Raw genomic sequence first — 17,336 nt, 5'->3', positions numbered from 1 at the left:
CCTCACCCCCGACCCCTCTCCCCCAAAAGGGGGCGAGGGGAGAAGGCCTTGAGTTTCACGCCGACGCTTCAATACGTCTTCTTCGTGTGCGGGATCGTCGGCCGCTTCATCTTGGAGGTCGGCTCGCGGAAGACCCACGGCTCCCACATCTCGCGGACCGTTTCCCACTCCGCGAGCGTGCGGGTCGGATACCACGCCGGGGCGCCGTACCGGAGCATGTCGTAGTCCTTGCCGTGCTCCTCGCACCACTCGCCGACCGTCGGCGTCGGGCATTCGTCCGGATAGACGCCGAGACCGCGGAAGTCGTCCGAGACGCCTTGGTCGTCGATCACCTCGTCCCGCCATCGTTGCAGTTCGGAAAGCAGCTCCGCTTTCACCTCGGCGTACGCCGGATCGTCGGCGACGTTACGCACCTCGTGCGGGTCGTTCTTCAGATCGAATAATTCGACCTCCGGCTTGCTCGGCGCCATGAACGCGGCTTGCTCCGGGGTGAGTTCGCCGTTCAGGTTCAAGATGTTCATCTCCGCCAGCCCCGGGTAGGCGCTCTCTTTATAGAAGCTGAACTGGCAGTAGGCCCGTTCCGGCATGAGGTTCAGAATCAGCTTGTGATCCTTGGAGCGAATCGCCCGCATCGCGTCGTGGGTGATGTCCATCTTGTCGCGGACGGCGAACGCGTACTCTCGCTCCGCGATTGCCGGGCTGAACAGGCTTGCCCCGTGCAGCGGAACGGGGGAGGTCGCCCCGGCCACGTCCAGGGCCGTGGCCGGCAGGTCGATCGCCATGACGAGGTCGTCGTTCACCGTGCCGGGTTCGACGTGCCCCGGCCAGCGGACGATCAGCGGGACGCGGATTCCTTCGTCATATAAAAACTGCTTGCCGCGGATGTGGCAGCGGCCGTGGTCGGCGATGAAGAAGACCAACGTGTTCTCCGCCAGCCCTTCGTCCTCCAGTCGCTTTAATAACTGGCCGACCTGCCGATCGACGAGCTGCATCTGCTCCAGCCCGTTCGCGAAGTCCCGGCGAATAAAGGGGGTGTCGGCGTAATAGGGGGGGAGTTCGACGTCGGCGCCGTCGATCGGGCGCTGCGGGTCGCGGTGCCAGAGACGATGGGTGCCGGCGAACGTGATGCGGGCGAAGAACGGCTGGCCCTCGGCGCGTTGCTTCCAGTCGGTCCCCTCAAAAAGTTCCTTGCGGGACGACGGTTCGAAATTGACGTCCGTCTTGCCGCTCATCAGGCAGGTGAAATAACCGGCGTCCTTCATCAGGTGCGGGATCGGCCGGATGCCGTGCGGCAGGGGCTTCTTGTCGTCCGTGCGGTGTTGATGAGCGCGGATGTAGTTTTGATGAAACCCAGTCATCATCGCGGACCGCGACGCGGAGCAAACCGGCGCCGTGGTGAAGGCTCGGGTGTATCGGGCGCCCTGTTCGGCGAGGGCGTCGACGTGGGGCGTGTGAATCCCTTTCGTGCCGTAGCAGGAGAGGTCCGCGCTCCAGTCCTCGATGGTGATCCACAGGATGTTCGGCCGCTCCGCAGCGGTCGATTCCTCCGCGACGGGGGCGGCGAACGCGGCCGGGGCGGCGGCGACGAACAGGCCTGCGACCAGCAGACCGAAAGGGGCGGCGAGCGACGGTTTCATAGGAGCAGCGGCGCAAAGCGAACGGGGTTCGGGCGAGACGCCCTACCGTAGCGTTCCCGACAACTCGCCGCGCGGCGTGCTCCCGTTCGAGCCGAGGGGTCCGCAGGGGAAATGAAGCGGAACTGAAACGACGCGTCCCGGCGCAGGGCCGGCACGCGTCGAAGAGTAGAAGTCGATGGGATGCGGAATCAGTCCTCGTCACCGCCGCCTTCGCCTTCGTCGTCAGGCAACCCCTCGGGGAGGGGCGCCATCCGCTCGCCGTCCTCGGCATCCGGGATCACCGGCATCTGATCGAGCGCCGGGAACGCTTTCTCCGGGATCTCGTCCAGGTTGCCCTTCTGGTCCTTGGCTTCCAGCTTGGAGTACTTCTTCTCGCCCTCGGCCTCCAGATCGAACCGGCCGAGGTACACGTTGCGGTACGGGTTGTAGTAGTAGACGTACCGCGGCCGCTGGGGGTAGTAGACGACGTAGCGGCGATGGTAGGTCGTGTAGGTCGGCGTGGGCTTGTAGTGGTAGACGCGGTAGTGGTATCGCGACGGGCCGGAGTAGTGCCAGTTCGAGTAGTACTGCCGGCGGGCGGCGTTGACGTTGGCGGCGGGGGCGTTGAACGACGCGGCGTCGGCTTGAGCGGCGGCGTCGAACGACCCGGGCAGGGCGACGAGGCCGGCCGCCGCCGCGGCCGTCAGGCCCACGAACAGCGAGGAGCGGGGAACGGTCATCGGAGGGGAATTCCGTGAGAGGGGGGTGAGGGGAAAGTCGAGGGGGAGTCCCGTCGAATCCATTCTCGGTGATGTTCCCCGCACGCATCCCACGACGGCCGTCGGGCAGTGTCAACCTGCTATCGGCGGACCTTTTAGTCCCCGTCAACGTCAGAATGGCGGATGGCTTCTGGGGTAGCCCCCCGGTAGGATCAAATCTGTTGTGGTTCGCGATGGGCGAACGTCGGCAAACGATTTTCCAGGCGCGGAGCCAGGACGGACCCGGCATCGAGGCATGGTCGTCGACGGCGCTCGGCGCCTCCTCACGCTGCGTGTTCTCGCAGAAGTCCGCCCGCTCCTCCGGGGTTCCAGACCGATGATCGTCCCCGCACTGCCGGTTCTCCCGGCGCTCTCCGCGACTGGCTCCGTTCGACCGCGGGGCTTCGCCCGGGCCGTCGGCGTCGCCGTGGTTCTGTCGTTCGCGGGGGGGTTCGGCGCCCCGGCCGCATCATCCGCGGAGGGCGACCAGGAATTGGCTCGCGCCGCCAAAGAGATCTTGAAGGACCACTGCTATCAGTGTCACGGGCGGAGCGGCGGGTCCGGCAATCCGAACTTCAACGTGCTCAGTCGCGAGAGCATGTTGCACCAGAAACCCAGCGATCAGCGGGCCGACCCGTATCTCAAGCCGGGCGACGCGGTCGGATCGCTGATGTATCAGCGGGTCCGCGGAATCGACGGAGCGGAATTGATGCCGCCGGAATACGTCGACGACGACGCGCGCCTCTCCGAAGACGAGATCGCGTTGCTGGAAACGTGGATCGCCGCGGGGGCGCCCGCGGCGGTTACGCCGCGGCCGTTCGTCTCCGAGACGCTGACGCTGACGGCGATTCTCAACGACCTCGCCGGGTTGCGGGCGGACGAGGTGGATTACGTCCGCTATTTCTCGCTCGCTCACCTGCACAACAACCCGAAGTACACGGATGCGGAGGTGCGGCTGTACCGGGCGGGCTTCGTCAAGCTGATTAACAGCCTCAGCCGCCGCGGGGACCTGTACGACCCGCCGATGATCGACGCCCCCGCAGACGCGCCGCGGTCCGGGACTTTGTTCCGCGTCGATCTCCGCAAAGTCGGCTGGGATGCGCAGGATTGGCGCCGCATCCTGGGCGAATATCCCTACGGCGTGCGCTGGACCGATTCGGCGCTGTCCTTGTTGCAGTCGAAGATCGATCGCCTCAGCGGGCGGGCCTTCATGGGAATTCCTTACGTGCGGATCGACTGGTTCGCCTCCGTCGCCTCCCGGCCGCCGCTGTATCACCATCTGTTGGATCTGCCCGAGACGACCGCGGCCCTGCATCAGGAGTTGAACGTCCGCCGTCAGGAAGATTTCGATAAAGGTAATATGCTGCGGTCCGCCTTCGGAGACAGCGGCGTCTCTCGACACAACCGCGTCGTCGATCGGCACCCCTCCGGCACCGGATATTATTATCAAACCGCGGAGTTCAACGGCACGTTCGGCAAACGGGTGGCGACTCGTTTCCCCCTCGGTCCGCCGGAGATGACGAAGAACTCGCCGACGATGGCCGACTTCGCCTTTGAGCACGCCGGCGGCGAGGCGATCTTCCAACTGCCGAACGGCTTGCAGGCCTACTTCATCGAGAACGCCGCCGGCGAGCGCATCGACGAAGCCCCGATCGAACTGGTGTTCGATCCGCGGGCGGCGTCGGGAACGCCGGTGGTGGTCAACGGCATCTCCTGTATGTCCTGTCACAAACTGGGGCTGATCTCCTACCGGGACACCGTTCGTCGCGGCTTCCAACTGCCCGTCGCCGACGCGGTTCGGGGGAAGGTCGAGGCGCTGTACGCCCCCCAGAAGACGATCGACGACCGCGTCGCCGCGGACCGGCGAGCGTTTATCAACGCCGCGACCCGCCTGTGCGGGCCTTACCTCGTCGATTCCGAAGTCGGGCCGGACGCGGACGAGATCGACCTCAACGCCTATCCGGAGCCGATCTCGTCGCTCGTCGCGTTGTATGACGATCCGATGCTTCAGGAGAGCGCCGCATTTGAACTGGGATTCGCCGCGGCTTCGGAATTCGACCCGCGCGTGCATCCCGAACTGTTGCAGGACGGTCTGGCGCCGTTTCTCGATCCTGAGGGCCGCATCCCGCGGTCGCTGTGGACGCAGGGGTCCGAGAACCTCTTCCACGAGTCGCTTCGAGAATTGAACCGCGGCACCGGCGTCAAGATCCCCCCGATCGCCGACTGAGCCGACCGAGCCGACTGAGATGCCGAACCGCCCCCGCCCCTCCGCTTGTTCTCCCCCACCGCACGCCGATCGAGGCGCCACCATGAACGGACTCTCGCGATTCCCCCGACCGGCCGCGGTCGCGGCGACGCTCGTCGTCGGACTGGCGCTCGGCATGTCGCCGCCGCGGGCCTCGGCGGAACTCAGCCCGACGCTCGATCAGTGTCTGGTGCGGGTCGCCCGGGCGGTCCAGCTGACGTTGAAAGATCCGCGGTACGCCGGGCAGCCGTTGAAGATCGACGCCTTCGAAGGGCTCGCCGGCCCCACCGCCGGCATCCCCAACGCCCTGCGGACGAAGCTGGAAGAGGGCCAGGTGCTGCTCTCCGACACCGGGACGCTGAAGCTGGGGGGCGTGGTCGGGACCGACGTGCAGGGGGGCAAACAGATCGTATTCCTCGAACTGGAACTCCGCGACCTGAAGAATCGCCGACTGACGAACATCACCGATTCCGCCTTCGGCGACGAACTGTTCGGCACCGCTCAAGTGGAGGACGTGGTCGACACCGTCCCGCTGCCGAACGTCGATCTGACCAAAGAGGAGAAACCTGCCGAGCAACAGGGCCCGGTCAATCCGGTCGGCCGCACGCAGGCGGAAGAGGCCGTCAAGGAGGCCGTGAAGAAGATTTACGACCCGGGGGGCGAAACCCCGACGATCCACCGCATGAAGGGGCTGGCCGGCGCCGAGAGCGTTTTTCTCACCGAAGCGGAAGGCGTCTACGGCATCGAAATTCTGACTGACCATCAGGGAGAACTGCTGCCGACCGACATCACGCTGCCCGAAGCCGGCGCCAAAGGGGGGGCCGCGTTTCCCTCGGTCGACCTCGGTATTCAGGACGTTTATGCGATTCGTGTTTATAATCGGTCGAACGACGTGGTCGCCGTCCGCCTGACGATCGACGGCTTACACGTGTTCGACTTTTCCGAGGAGCCGCGCTTTAAGAACGCCCCCTGCATGTTCGTGCATCCCGGCACGGCGATCATCAAGGGGTGGTATCACAAAGATTCCACCAGCCACGCCTTCACGATCGGCCATTACGCCGACAGTCGCATCGCCGGCGTGCTCGGCGAGGGCGGCAAGACGGCGGAACAATTGGGAATTATCTCCGCTCACTTCTTCTACGCGGCGCCGGCGTTGGAGGAGGCCGGGGAGGATCTGCTGGTCGGCACGGCCGCCGGCGCCCCGCGGGACACGCCCTACGGCGAAGTGAAGCGGAAAAAGGGCGCCTCGGTGGGCGTCGTGGGGGTCCGCTACCCGCGGACGCTGTCGCTGCCGACCGACCTGCCCCCGCCGCCGGCCCGGTGATCGATGCCGTCTCTCGCCGACCGCCGGAACCAATTGGCCTACGCGGGAGCGCGACGGGACACTCTCCTTGAACGCTCCCGCAAACCGTCCGACCGCATGGAACCGGAGGGACATTCGATGACTCGCCGCATTCCGCCCGCGAGCCGCCGTGCCCGCTTTCGATCGAGGCTGTTGACCATCGCCGCCGCGGCGCTGCTGGCCGGCATGACAGCGACGACTTGCTCCGCGGACGACGGGGCGAACGACGCCTCCCTGCGATACGCATTGGTGATCGGCAACGCGAACTATCCGGGGGCCGAATTGCCGGCCTCGCGGACAAACGTGCGGGTCGTTCAGAACTGGCTGAGGGAGGCCGCGGGCTATCGGCCGGACGAGATCCACGCCGCGGAGGACGTCGACCGGACGGAGTTCCTCCGCCGGCTGGATGAACTAAACGCCGCGATCCCCGCCGACGGTCCGCGGGCGAAGCAGATCTTTATCTACTTCAGCGGCCACGGTTCGACCCGGGCGGACGACGACGGCGACGAAAGCCGCCAAGTCGGCCCGCATCGCCCGCTCTCCGGCGATGAGGTGGACGAGGTGTTCGTGATGATCCCCGCGGCGCCGATTCCCTCGGGGAGGCGCTCGCCGGGGGCATATCCCGAAGGCGATATCGTTCGGGATGACGAGTTCTACGCTCGCATCTGCGGCTTGTCCGGCCGCTGTGACGAGTTGGTCGTGGTCGTCGAAGCCTGCCACGCCGGCGGCCTCTCGAGGGGAGCGGGCGATCCGGAAAGCGCGGAGCCAGGACCGTCGATGGCGATGGGAGGATTCCTCGAAGTCCCGGGAGCGATCGGCGGCGCTGCGAAGGGCGCTGACGCATCGACGGACCAGGACCGGCGCTACGGTCGCGCCGTGGAACTGCGTGGGGCGTCCGGCTCCGGAGATGACCCGCAGGGCGATCAATCGCAGGCGGACCGGCCGCAGGCAAATCAGCCGCTGGCGAAGGGGACGCGGCCGGAGTTCGACCTGGGGTGCACGCTGCTGTTTTTCGCCGCGGCCGGCGCCCACGAGACCGCCGCCGCCCCGATCGACGGCGGCGCCAGTCTTTTCACCGAGGAAGTATTGGACGCTTTCCGCGGACCGCAGATGACTTGGCGAGCGCTGTGCGCATCGCTGGAGGACTCAGATCGCCTGTATCAGTACGGGCAGACGCCCGTCGTTCTCAACGGCAATCTTCAACGTGAGGATTTCGTCGTGCGGGAGGAACTGTTCGGCTTGGGCGACGCTCGATCCGACCACGGGTTCGAGGCGTTGGAATGGGAGGTCCGCAACCTCCGCACCGGCGCCGCGGTGGATCTGTCCGAGCCGCTGCCGGAGCGGGCGCTGCCGCAACTGACTATCACCCCGCGGAGCGATCTCTATCTATACGTCTTGGAAGAGGGCGTATCGGAGGCGGGGGGCGATGCCTCGCCGCGACGCCTCTCCGCCTGGCCGCGGACCGGCGCGCCGGCTCGGGCCGGGGTTCCGGTCGACATTCTGCTGCCGGTTCGCCCGGAGGCCCGTCGGATCCGCGTGCTCGGTTCGCCCTATTTATTGCCGGCGCTGAATGCGGCTCGTCTGATGCGGATCCCCGGCGCCGCGGAGAGCGTCCCGGCGCCGGAGCAGCCGACCCCGGAGGATCAGGACGACCTACGGGAGTTGAAGCAAACGCTCTTTGAATATCGCGAGGTCGCCGATCCGGCGACGCGACGTCAATTGGCCGACTCGTTAGCGGCGACGGCTTTGCGAAACGAGGACGCCGTCTCGATGCAACGCGAGTACCGCGATCGGTTCGGTGCCACGGACCGCCGTCTGGCGCTGGTCGTCGCCCGAACCGACGGGGCGTTCCCGCCGGTCCGCGTGACGTTCTCGTTGCCCGGGACGCAGAACGCCGCGGCGACGGATTGATCCGTCGCCGCGGCGCGGCGCTCGTACGCGAATTCGACCCTTCGCATGCCGAGGCTGTTTAGTCCAGCAGGACGGAGTATTCCAGCCGGATGATGTCGTCGTACAGCACGTCGTCGGTCAGGGCGACGCCGTATCCGGCGTAGATGCTCTGCCGTCCGAAGGTCTGACGCAGGCCGACTTTGTAGTTCACGATCGTTTCGCCGTCGGCGCTGACGATGTTGAACTGCCGGGTGTTCTCGTTGAACTCCGACTGCAGACCGTCGTGGAAGGTCCAGCCGACGAACTCGTTGAGCAACTGCAGGTTGCTGGTCCGGGTTTCGACCAGGTCCAGGGCGGCGCCGAGGCCGAAGCGGAGCACGTCGCTGGTGTAATCCACGCCGTTGAACTCGGTGCCGTTGCCGGCGTCGACGTAGTACTGAGCTTCGCCGAACAGGTGCAGGTCGTCGGTCAACGACTGCTGGAACATCAGGCCGGGCACGACGAATAGAACGCCGTTGCCCAAACCGAAGTCCGGGTCGCCGGTGTTGGTTTGGACCAACATCTGGAAGGTGAGGGCGGAGTCGCAGTCGTCGTACAGCGACACACGAACGCCGGCGTTGATATCGGCCAGGCCGTCGTCCTCAAAGCCCTGATCGCGGAACTGGTCGTAGCCGCTGACGTCCCGCCACGGCACTTCGATGAAGCCGGAGACGCCGTCGACGACTTCCAGTTCGAGGTAGGCGGAAATCTCCCTGTAATCGAAGCCGTCAATGACCGGGCGGACCGGTCCGGGCGGACCGGCGACGGTCTGCCCCGCCGTCGCTGCGACGTTGTTGGGGTTGCCCACGCCGAAGAACTGACCGGGCGTGCCCGGGGGCAGCGTGGCCTGCAGGGCGGGGGTATCGTAGGCGCCGTACAGGAACTCGCCGCGGTCGCTGTCGCCGTCGTGGGCGCCGCTGTAGCGGAGGCGGAAGCGGCTGGCGACGACGGCCGGGTCGATATAGCCGGGGTCGCCGACGCCGCCGCCGGCCGCGGCCAGACCGGAGCGCCCGGCCAGCGGGTTGCTCGCCGCGGCGAAGTTCTGCTGGGCCGGCTGAGCGTTCGGATTGAACGTTTCCGGCAGCAGGTTCGACGGCGGCTGCGGGGAGACGGGATCGACCACGTTGCCCGGGGCCGGCGCGGGCGCCGGAGCGTCAGGCGTCATGGTCGCCTGGCCCGGCGGAGCCGGGGTGACCGGGTAGATCACGCCCGGCGGGCAGGGGTTATAGGCCGGCGGGCAGGGCGCCGGCGGGCAGTACTGCTGGGCGAGCGCGGGCGTGGCGATGCCGCAGGCGACGACGCCGAATGCCGCGGCCCGCCGCAGGCGGCTTGCGTGACGATTGAGGGGGGGCAGCATTGGTCCTCCTTGACCAGAACTGAAGGGGAGAGCGCGGAGGCGGACAAGGCTGACCCCGGCCGCATCGTTGCTATCGGAGAATCAGCTTGCGCTCATGAGACCTGCGCACCTCGCATCTCCCGCAAGGCGCCTTTTCTCGATAGAATCGCTGCGGCGGCGAAGTGTCCTTAGTAGCGAGCGGGCGTCGCCGGGACCGTTCGGTCCTATCTCTCGACTTCAATCACGATCGTTCAATGTCCACACGGCCGAGCGGGACGACGCCGCGAACGGTTCTGTCGGTCGTCACGGTCCTGTCGTTGAGTCTGTTGGCAGGTTTGGAGGCTTCTGCATTCGCTCAGGGCATCGCGGTCTCCGCGCCCCAAGTCGTCACGGCGCCGGGGGATGCCGCTGCCGATCCGCCGGGCGATGCGGCGAACGAACCTCGGCAGTTGTTCGTCGCCAGCGGGCGCCAGGGGCACGCCGCCAGCGTGCAGGCGCTGAACTTCACGCCGGACGGCCGCCGGTTGTGCAGCGGCGGGCACGACAAACGGACGCTCGTTTGGGACTGGAAAACCGGCAAGGCCGTGGCCACGCACCGGTGGCTCGCGGAGGAAGGCCTGTTCGGAGCCGTGCGAGCCGTGCGCGCCTTCGACCGGCCAGACGGCACGACGGCCGTGATGATCGGCGGGTACGGCGGCACGGACCGTATCGGCGATTTGCAGTGGGTCGATCTGAACGGAATCGAGGAGCAGCCGCTGCACTACGAACCGTCCGGCCCGAACGGCGCCGCGGCGCTCGGGCATCGGGCCGTCGTGCATGCCCTCGCCGTTTCGCCGTCCGGGGGCCGGAGCGCTTCGATTGACGACGCCGGCCGCGTCCTTGTCCGCTCGCACGCCCCGTTCGGCCCGGCTCGGGAACTGCGGCCCTCGTTGCCGCAGCGACTGATCCGCTGGTCGGCGGCGTTCGTGGGGGAGACGCAGGTCGTCGTGCCCGCCCCCGGCCCCGCGGCCAACGCTTGGCGGCTGTCGTTGTTGAACGCCGCCGGCGACGCCGCGGCGGGTCCGGCGGCGACCGAGATCGCGCTGCCGGGCGGCGCCTTCGAGGTGACGGCGCTGGCCTCTGCTCCCGCCGGCGATCGCTTCGCCGCGGCCTATGTCGATGCCGCCGGTCGACCGCGGGCCCAGGTTTGGACGCGAATCGGCGCCGCCTGGACGCCCGCCGAACTGCCGGCCCCGCCCGGATTCGCGCTGTTCTCGCTGGCCTTCTCCAAGGACGGCGAACGCCTCGCCGCGGCGGGGGAAACCTTCGATCAGACTGCCGGCGCCGCGCTGGTCTGGGACGTACCGACCCGCCGCGTGGGGCTGGATGTGGGGAAAGTGATCGGTTCGCTGCTGCCCGCGTCCTGCTGCGCACTCTCGCCGGACGGCGGGACGTTGGCGTTTTCGCAGGGGACGGACATCGCCCTGTGGAACGTGAACCGTCGTGCCGAGACCCGCACCCTGACCGGCGGGGCACGGCTGGATCACGTGGCGTTCGATCCGAAGGCCGACCCGACGGCGCCCTACGCCGTGATCGCACGGACCGCCGGCGCCCGCGGCACGCCGTCGTCGTCGTTCCGCTTCTCCCCGGAGCAACAGACGCTCGACCAGGTGGCCACCCCGCCGGCCGCCGCTCGTCCGGGGCAAGCCCTCGCCGAGGCGTTGCCGCTCGATCGCTATGCGGGGGAACTCACCTGTTTCCGGCTGGTTCCGCCCGCCCGCGGTCGGACGGCGCCGGCGATCGCCGTGGGCACCTCGACCGGCGTGCTGTTCGTCCACGCCGCCGACGGTTCGGGGCGATTGCTGCGGACGTTCTGGGGGCACCAGGACCAGGTCAACGACGTGGCGCTCTCGGCGGACGGGCGATACCTCGCATCCGTCTCCGACGACGGCACCGTGCGGTATTGGTCTCTCGAAGAACTACCCGACCCCGGGGCGCCGGCCGGGGATGCGGACGCGGCGATCAAACGTCTGTGGGGGATGGAACTGGAACGGGTGCCGGGCGAAGACGGCGTGCGGGTGACGTCCTTGGCGGAGAACGCCTATCTGCATCGGAAGGGCATTCGGGCGACGGACCGGTTGTCCGTCGTCGCGTCGGTCCGGGAGGGGGCGGGGCAGTTCCGTTCGTTCATTGAGGTTCAGGCCGGCACTGCGAACGTCCCCTGGCACGAGCAGATGAACTGGCGCTTCGAGCGCGGCGGCGAGCCGTTGCCGTCGTCCACGCGGGTGGCCCGGCCGGTGTTCATGCCGACGCTCACGCTGACGGTCGATCGCAATCCCGCGGACGGCTGGGTCGCGTATCACCCGGACGGCTACTTCATGTACGCCGGCAGCGGGGCGAACAACATCGGCTGGCAGGAGAATCGACGGACCGGCTCGATCCCCTCGTTCCTGCCGTTCGCCTCACTGGCGGAACGCTTTCTGCGACCGAAGGCCGTCGCCGGATTGCTGGAGGCCGGCAACTGGCTGGACGCCGTGCGGGCCACCGAGGAGGTGGTGCAACTGCAAATGGACGCTGTCGAACCCGCCCCGCCGCAACCGGAGGCCGTTCAGTCTGAGGTGGTGCAGCCCGAGGTCGTCGATCCGGTCGATCCGCCGCCGATCCGAACGCGGCGCCCGCGGATCAATATGGTTCGCGAACTGACCGTCGGCGGGGCCGACCCGGTCGTCCCGCTGGTCGCCGAGATCACCGATCCGGAGGGGGGCGGGGTGGAGAACTGGTCCGTGCAGGACGAGACGCGCACCGTCGTGGCTGAGGAGTCTCTCGACGCCGCCCGGCCGACGGTCAAGATCGAGCGAACGCTGCCGTTTCCGAGAAACGAGTCCGACAAACGGTTCCTGTTGAGGGCGGAGACGGACGACGATCGGCGGGGCTACGAAGAGTTCTTCGTGCGGCGGCAACTGCCGATCGAGGCGGTCGTTCCTTCGGCGGACTTTGGTTTGGAATGGCTGGCGCCGACGGTCGCCGCCGGGGGCGGGGCGGCGCCGAAGGTCGTCAACGATCTTGATCTGCCGGTCAAAGTGCGGGTGCGAGCGCGGAACAAGCAGCCGATCGCCACGGTGCGGTTCCGCGTGAACGGCCGCTACGGCTCGGTCTCGACGGAGTTCGTCCCGGACGCGGACGGGGCTGCCGGCCTGTGCACCGCGACGTTGCGGTTGGCGCCGGGCGAGAACCGGATCGTCGTGGAGGTGGAGTCCGGCGTCGCCTTGATCCCGCTGACGGAGCGGGGAATCACCGTGCGAGCGGAGAAGGTGGCGCCCGTGGAGTACCCCACCCTGTGGGTGATCGCCGCCGGCGTGGAGCAGTACCACCCGACGTTGGGGTCCTTATCGCTGGCGGTCGACGACGCGGAGCGCGTCGCCCGGTTCTACCTCGACACCGGCCAGAAGGCGCTGGCGGAGGGCCAGCGGTACGGCCGCGTCGACGTGGCGTTGCTGGCCGACGCCACGCCGGACGGGATGAGCAAAGCATGGACGCGCGTCGCCGGGGCGGTGCGGCGGGGGGACACCGTGCTGTTTCTGTTCTCCGGCCACGGCATGCGGGCCGCCGCGGACGACCCGGAGGAGTTCTATTTGATGCTCGCCGGGGCGTCGAACGACGACTTCTCCAACAACGTACTGCCGGGGAGCGAACTGTTATCGCGGGCAGTCGACGTGCAGCAGAAGGCGTGCCAGGTCGTCATGTTCATCGATGCCTGCCACAGCGGGGCGTTGCTGTCCTCCGCCTCGCTGGACCTGAACTCCCTCGCGGGAACGGCCGGGGCGAAGACCGGCATCGCGGTGCTCTGTTCCTCTTCCGGGAAGGCGTTCTCGTACGAGGGCGCCGGCGAGATTCAGAACGGGTTGTTCACTTGGGCGTTGGCCTCGGTGCTGGACGGCAGCGCCGCGAGTCCGCCGGCGGGGTTGCCCACGCTGGAGAAATTCAAAATGCGTCTTCAGGCCGGCGACGAGATCTCTTTGGAGGACGTCCGTCGGTACGTCATCAGCATGGTGCCGGCGTTGTACGACCGGCAAAACGTCGGCTCCGCGACCGGCCGGCAGGTACCGGTCTTCTACGACATGTCCGGCGTCGACTCGACCCGCATCATCCTCAGTCGCTGGTGAGACGGGGCTACTGGTGAGACGGGGCTACTGGTGAGACGGGGCTACTGGTGAGACGGGGCCGCTGGTCAGTCGAAGCGGGCCGGCGTCGACTGCTATTCTGAGACGCCATTCGCTGAAAGCGCCCCGATGTCCGACCCGCTCCAGTACGCCCGCCGTTGTTACGAGGTGCACACCGGCTACGGGGAGAATCTCGCCGCGGACATCCCCGAAGATCGCCTCGCGGAGCAACCGCAACCGGGGATGAACCCGCCGGTCTGGCTGCTGGGGCACGTCGCGGTCGTGGGGAACTTCGCTCTCTCGCTTTTGGACGGACTGGGGATCGACGCCCCCGCGGTCGATCTGCCCGGCTGGCGGGAGAACTTCGGGATCGGTAGTCGACCGCTGGTGTACGCGGACGATTTCTCTCCCCCGTCCGGCGACGAACTGCGGGCGGCGGTGAAGGACACGCACGCCCGCTACCTCGCCGCCAGCGCCCATCTCACGCCGGAGATGCTGGCCAAACCGCTGCCGATCGAACGCCTCGCCGTTCGCTTCCCCACCTACGGGGACATGCTGACGCACCTGCTGACCACTCACGATGCGGTGCACTGGGGCCAACTGAGCGCCTGGCGCCGAGCCGTGGGGCTGCCGGCGGTCTGAGCCGCGGGCGAGGCGTCATTCCCCTGCGGAGTCCCCGTTTGCGGCGACTTTGCCGATTGAGCCGAAGAGTCCGCCGCGCCCCCGCCGATAGGGACCGAAGAACGCCCCCGTTCTCCGACCGGGGCGCCCGACTCCCCGACCGGCAAACGCTGTGCTCTACGGCCTGTATCAATCCGCGCAGGGAGCGGCGGCGAACCAGCGGCAGCTGGAGGTCACCGCCAACAACATGGCGAACGCCGGGACCGCCGGCTTCAAGCGCGACCTCGCCCTCGCCGGCCACTATCGCCCGCACGCGGACAACACGCTCGGCGGCATGCCCTCGCTGAGCGATCTACCGGGCACCAATCCGTTCGATCTAGGCAGCGCCATGGCCCGGATGACGGGGGGCAACGGCCTCGCCGCGACCGCGGTGGATCTTGTTCAGGGCCCGTTGAACGAGACCGGCAGCGACCTCGACGTGGCTCTCACCGGCCCCGGCTTCTTTCAGATCGAAGGGGGGAACGGCGAGGCGGTCCTCACCCGGGACGGGCGGTTCACCCGCAGCGAGGACGGCACGCTGGTCACCGCGACCGGTCGCCCGGTGCTCGGCGCGGGCGGGGAGACGCTGACGATCCCGCCGAATACGGCGCGCATCGGCGTGACGCCGGACGGAACCCTCTCCGCCGGCTTCGCCGACGGCACCAACTATGCGCTGGGCAAGCTGGCGGTCGTCGTCCCGACCGACCCGAACAGCCTCGTGAAGCTGGGCGACGGTCAGCTGACCGCCGGTTCGCTGGTCCCCGCCGACCCGCGGCAGACGAACGTCCGGCAGGGCTTCGTCGAGGGCAGCGGCGTGGACAGCGTCAAGGAGACCATGTCCATGATCGCCGCCAGCCGCGGGTTCGAGACGAACGTGAACCTCGTCAAATTGCAGGACGACACCCTCGGCCGACTGCTCGCCGCGGCCCGGCCGTAACGGCGGCCCGCCGTGAGCCCGAAGCGCAAGCGAGGGGGGCGACCGGCGAGAAACAGCTTTTGTCGACTCCCTCGCGTTCGCTTCGGGTTCACTGATTCCCCCCAACGCACACGCTTTCGCATGTCACTTCGCGCCCTGCAATCCGCCGGCACCGGCATGCACGCGTTCGAGTTCGAACTCGACGTGATCGCCAACAACCTCGCCAACGCCGGGACCACCGGCTTTAAGCGGGAGCGGGCGAACTTTGAAGACCTCTTCTATGAGCACATGCGGCTGCCCGGCGCCCCGGACAGCAACGGCAACCCCGTTCCGCTGGGCGTGGAGGTCGGCCTCGGCACCCGGGTCGCCAGCACCGAACGCACCTTCACGCAGGGCAATATGGTCGACACCGCCGGCGATTTGGACGTGGCGATCGGCGGCGACGGCTTCTTCATCGTCGAGGATGAGGGCGGAACCTTCTACACCCGCGACGGGGCGTTCACCAAGAATGCGGACGGCGAACTGGTCCTCGCCAGCGCGGATAAGGGACGCCGCGTCTCGCCGGGCATCACCCTCCCGCCGGGGACGGTGGAAGTCAGCATCTCCCCGGACGGGGTCGTCAGCGTGTTGCAGGAGGGACAGACGGAGTCGCAGCAGGTCGGCCAGCTGCAACTCGCCCGGTTCGTCAATCCGCAGGGCCTGATTCACCAGGGCGAAAACCTGTTCAGCGCCACCGACGCCAGCGGCCAACCGATCGAGGGGAACCCCGGAGAGGAGGGCCGCGGCATCCTCCGCCAGAACTACCTCGAACAGTCCAACGTCGAGCCGGTCCGCGAATTGGTCGGCCTCATTAAGACGCAGCGGAACTTCGAACTGAACACCCAGGTCGTCCAGGCCGCGGACAAGATGCTCGAGCAGATCGCCAACCTGCGGCGGTTCTGATCGACCCCGACGCCCGCCTGAATCCGTTCTTCCCCCGCCGAGACCGTACGATGACCGCGACGAAACTCGCCCTCGCGTTCTGCGTCGGGGGATACCTGTCCGCGACCGCCTCCGCCGGCGTGACGGTGACGTTGAAGAGCCGCGCCGTTCCCCCCAGCACGATCGTGCGGATCGGCGACGTGGCGAAGGTCGTCGCCGACGGCCCCGCGGACGCCGTGAACGCGACCCGCTTGCGGTCCGTGCCGCTCGCTCCCGCCCCCGCGGAGGGCCGCACCACGACGCTCTCCGCCGAGACGGTCCGCGACCGTGCCTCCGCCGGCGGATTCGCCGTGACGTTGGCCGGGGCGAAGTCCGTCACGCTGACTTCGACCCCGTCCGTCGATGCGGCGCGGGAATCGAGTCGTGCGGCGAGTCCCGGCGATCGCGCCTATGCGGAAAAGTTCGTCACCGCCGCGGTCTCTCGCGCCCTCACCCGGTCCGGCGCCCCGTCGATGCGGATCGAGGTCGCCGTCGCCCCCGATGTCGCCCGGACGATCGCCCGGCAAAGGCCCGACGGCTGCGATCTGACCGGCCTGACGCCCACGCCGAACATCGCACAGACGGTGACTCTCCGCTGGCTGGACCGCCTCGAGAACGTGACGACGGTGGACGCCGCCGTGCGACTCGACCCGCCGCGGCTGGTGCCGGTGCTGACCGAGCCGGTCCCCCGCGGCGCCCCGATCACCGCGGAGCACGTCTCTTGGCGGGCGGAGGGAGCCGAGGACTCCGCGTTCGTGCCGTCCACGATGAGCGCCCCGCCGTCCTCGATCGCCTTGGCCGGCGGGAATCGTCCGGCCGTCGTCGCGCCCCCGGTCGGGTTCGCCGCGCGACTGCCGACGGGCGAAGCCGTCCGCGATCTGCCCGCCGGCAGCGTGCTGGACGCGGACGATCTGCGGCAAACCCCGTTGGTGCGGGCCAATCAAACCGTGCGGGTCGAAAGTCACGTCGGCGGGATCACCGTCTCTCGTGATCTGAAGGCGACCCGCAACGGATTGCTGGGGCAGACGATTCCGCTGACCGATCCCGAGGGCTCCTCCTTCGACCGCCGCAATCAGATCTACGCCCGGGTCGTCGGCAACCGCCGGGCGGTGCTGGTGGGCGACGCCGCCGCGACGCCCGCCTACGCCGACCGCGCCGCGTACGCCGATCCGCAGGGGGGAACGCGATGAACGCCGCCCGATTCCGCGTCCTGCTGACGCTGCTGCTCGCCGCCCCCGTCTTCGGGCCGCGCGTCTGCGGACAAACAGCGTTCGCCCAGAACCCCCGGCTGCCGGTGCAGACGGTGATCGACCCGCGATCGCCCTTCTCAGTCCCGCCCAACTTCCCGCCGGCCTCCGACCGCATCGCGGCGCCCCCGCCGATCCCGGTTGGCCAAGCCCCGGTCGGCCAAGCCCCGGTCGGCCAAGCCCCGGTC

The 17,336-nt window shown here is 68.2% G+C and carries 11 protein-coding genes and 1 pseudogene; 9 read left to right on the top strand and 3 right to left on the bottom strand.

All coding sequences use genetic code 11. The features are described 5' to 3' along the window. Positions 1–68 precede the first annotated feature (68 nt). Entirely contained in the window at positions 69–1,637 is a 1,569-nt protein-coding gene (locus tag LzC2_RS14700) for a sulfatase family protein (RefSeq protein ID WP_171188315.1), read from the bottom strand. Positions 1,638–1,825: 188 nt separating this feature from the next. Further along, positions 1,826–2,356 (bottom strand): hypothetical protein, encoded by a 531-nt coding sequence (locus LzC2_RS14695; protein WP_171188313.1) that lies wholly within the window; start codon positions 2,354–2,356, stop codon positions 1,826–1,828. Between the two features lie 355 nt (positions 2,357–2,711). Between LzC2_RS14695 and LzC2_RS14690 the strand changes: the two genes are divergently transcribed. The 3 genes from LzC2_RS14690 to LzC2_RS14680 all read left to right on the top strand — a co-directional run bounded on the left by LzC2_RS14690 (position 2,712) and on the right by LzC2_RS14680 (position 7,872). Next, on the top strand, positions 2,712–4,601 hold the full coding sequence (locus tag LzC2_RS14690; RefSeq protein WP_171188311.1) for a c-type cytochrome domain-containing protein: 1,890 nt from the start codon (positions 2,712–2,714) through the stop codon (positions 4,599–4,601). 82 nt (positions 4,602–4,683) lie between these two features. Beyond that, entirely contained in the window at positions 4,684–5,943 is a 1,260-nt protein-coding gene (locus LzC2_RS14685; protein ID WP_171188309.1) for a hypothetical protein, read from the top strand. Positions 5,944–6,114: 171 nt separating this feature from the next. Then, the gene (locus tag LzC2_RS14680) at positions 6,115–7,872 is read left to right on the top strand and encodes a caspase family protein (RefSeq protein WP_171188307.1); all 1,758 of its coding nucleotides are present in this window, start codon (positions 6,115–6,117) and stop codon (positions 7,870–7,872) included. A gap of 58 nt (positions 7,873–7,930) precedes the next feature. Here the strand turns inward: LzC2_RS14680 and LzC2_RS14675 are convergent, their stop codons facing one another. Next, on the bottom strand, positions 7,931–9,247 hold the full coding sequence (locus tag LzC2_RS14675; RefSeq protein ID WP_171188305.1) for a hypothetical protein: 1,317 nt from the start codon (positions 9,245–9,247) through the stop codon (positions 7,931–7,933). A 233-nt stretch (positions 9,248–9,480) separates the two neighbouring features. Between LzC2_RS14675 and LzC2_RS14670 the strand changes: the two genes are divergently transcribed. From LzC2_RS14670 to LzC2_RS14645, 6 genes and pseudogenes are all read left to right on the top strand, one after another. Beyond that, positions 9,481–13,368, top strand: a complete 3,888-nt coding sequence (locus LzC2_RS14670; RefSeq protein ID WP_171188303.1) for a caspase family protein — start codon at positions 9,481–9,483, stop codon at positions 13,366–13,368. 126 nt (positions 13,369–13,494) lie between these two features. Then, positions 13,495–14,007 (top strand): DinB family protein, encoded by a 513-nt coding sequence (locus LzC2_RS14665; protein WP_171188301.1) that lies wholly within the window; start codon positions 13,495–13,497, stop codon positions 14,005–14,007. A 151-nt stretch (positions 14,008–14,158) separates the two neighbouring features. Further along, complete coding sequence (locus LzC2_RS14660; RefSeq protein WP_171188299.1) at positions 14,159–14,962, top strand: flagellar hook-basal body protein; 804 nt, start codon at positions 14,159–14,161, stop codon at positions 14,960–14,962. A gap of 120 nt (positions 14,963–15,082) precedes the next feature. Beyond that, on the top strand, positions 15,083–15,883 hold the full coding sequence (flgG, locus tag LzC2_RS14655) for a flagellar basal-body rod protein FlgG (RefSeq protein ID WP_171188297.1): 801 nt from the start codon (positions 15,083–15,085) through the stop codon (positions 15,881–15,883). A gap of 50 nt (positions 15,884–15,933) precedes the next feature. Then, positions 15,934–17,091 carry a flagella basal body P-ring formation protein FlgA gene (locus LzC2_RS14650; RefSeq protein ID WP_171188295.1) on the top strand — a complete coding sequence of 386 codons (1,158 nt, stop codon included), beginning with the start codon at positions 15,934–15,936 and terminating at the stop codon, positions 17,089–17,091. After that, positions 17,088–17,336: pseudogene (locus LzC2_RS14645) on the top strand (hypothetical protein); the annotation flags it as partial. The gene LzC2_RS14650 and the pseudogene LzC2_RS14645, both read left to right, overlap by 4 nt.

The organism is Alienimonas chondri, from assembly GCF_013036045.1.
GTDB classification, from domain to species: Bacteria; Planctomycetota; Planctomycetia; order Planctomycetales; family Planctomycetaceae; genus Alienimonas; species Alienimonas chondri.
Note: the sequence above shows the minus strand (reverse complement) of the source record. Positions and strands in the feature narration are given on the sequence as shown.